The sequence below is a fragment of the Abditibacteriota bacterium genome, assembly GCA_017552965.1.
In the GTDB taxonomy this organism is placed as follows: Bacteria; Armatimonadota; UBA5829; order UBA5829; family UBA5829; genus RGIG7931.
The window spans coordinates 1-1,597 of sequence record JAFZNQ010000035.1 but is presented as its reverse complement, the minus strand read 5'-3'; the positions used below and the strand labels follow the sequence as shown (position 1 = coordinate 1,597).

The 1,597-nt window shown below is 60.7% G+C and carries 2 protein-coding genes; one reads left to right on the top strand and one right to left on the bottom strand.

Annotated elements, in window-relative coordinates:
* Nucleotides 1-1,128 (top strand): beta-galactosidase (locus tag IK083_03735; protein MBR4748669.1); only part of this gene is annotated, 1,128 nt, incomplete at its 5' end.
* A 175-nt stretch (nucleotides 1,129-1,303) separates the two neighbouring features.
* Here the strand turns inward: IK083_03735 and IK083_03730 are convergent.
* Nucleotides 1,304-1,597 (bottom strand): alpha-glucosidase/alpha-galactosidase (locus IK083_03730; protein ID MBR4748668.1); only part of this gene is annotated, 294 nt, incomplete at its 5' end.

Sequence of the window (1,597 nt, the reverse complement as noted above, 5' to 3'; positions counted from 1 at the left end):
TTCAACGTGTCGGGCATGGCCTACCGCTACTGGTACGAATACTGCGTGCGGCAGGCGGGGCTGAAGACCCTGGCCTGCAGCGTGTATCCCGGCACCAACGGCGGCTCCTTCCAGACCTCGGAGTTTTACAAGGGCAACAAGACAAAGGGCACCGGCGAGCACACGGACCCCAACCTGCCCAATGCCATAGCGGACCTGGTGGAATACACCTTCAGGCTGTGGGGCGACACCTGGTACGAGACCCGGGACGGCAAAATGCCCGTGGAAATGGAGGACAGCTGGGGCTGGATGCGCTATGACGTGAACATGCGCTACAAGTTCACCGACGACCCCAACTCCCTGTTCCGGGCCTGGCTGAAGGACAAATACGGCGGCATCTCCGCCCTGAACGAGGCCTGGGGCAGCGGCTACGGCTCCTTTGACGACATAGACACGGCGCCCATCGACACGGACATGCGGGACAACTCCCGGGACGAAAACTACGTCCAGGACGATCCCGTTATCCACGAGTGGACCCCGGCGTCCGAGGACTTTGACGTCTTCAGAACGGAGCGGCGCATGCAGTTCCTCGGCGACGTGACCCGGGCCATGCAGCGCTTTTTGCCCAACGCCTGGTCCTCTTTGCGCACGGAGGGGGCTACCCTCATAGCCAAAGGCGACCCCCGTTCCGCCGACAGCGACCAGAGGCACGTGTATTACAACCAGAGACGCCAGGCCCTCATATATGACGTCATCAAGGAGACGGGCGATCTCAAATACTTTGACGACTACACCACCATCGCCTACGGGCTGGGCTATTTCCGCAAGAGCCTGAAGGAAGCCAGAGAGGCGGGGGTCACCACCTTTTATCTGATGCAGTTCGACCACATGAGAGACATACTCCTGAACCCGTATTACGGCAGGGATTACACGGTGCATTACGGCCTTGAGGAAGATGCTCCCGCCAAAAAGGGCATGATGATGCACGTGCTGGCGGCCGCCTATCCCTACTGGCGCATCTGCTACGAGGAGGGCCACGCCCCGGGCATCCTGTGGGCAGACTATCTGTGCGACGGCTTTGCCACCGAGACCCAGAAGCAGGAGATCAGAGTGCTGAGGGCCAACCTGCCAAAACGAAAGGCGCAATAGCCCTCTCTTCTTTTCATGACGATATACGCCCTTCTGCCCCCCGCCGATACGGCGGGGGGCAGAAGGATATTTATGGGGCCCGGGAACCCCGGCAGACCGCGCCAAAGTCCCCTGCGGGCCCGGCAAACAAAACCGGCTCCGCGCAACGTTTGCGGAGCCGGCGCCATCGGGCAGATCAGTCTTTGAAATAGCCCAGGTAGTCCTTGTTGGCCTCAAACATTTCGTCCACCATCTTCTGCGTTTCTTCCATAGACAGCACGGCGGAGGTGAGAGGATCGAACAGCACGGCGTGGAACACCTTGCGCTTGTCCCCTTCCAGGGCGCCGGTGACCGCCAGCTCTTCACAGCGGGCCGTGATGTTGTTCAGCAGAGCCAGCTGATCGGGCAGCTTGCCCACGTGGCAGGTCCTCAGGCCGTATTTGGAAGCCACCACAGGCACCTCGACGCAGCAGTCGTAGGGCATGTTTTC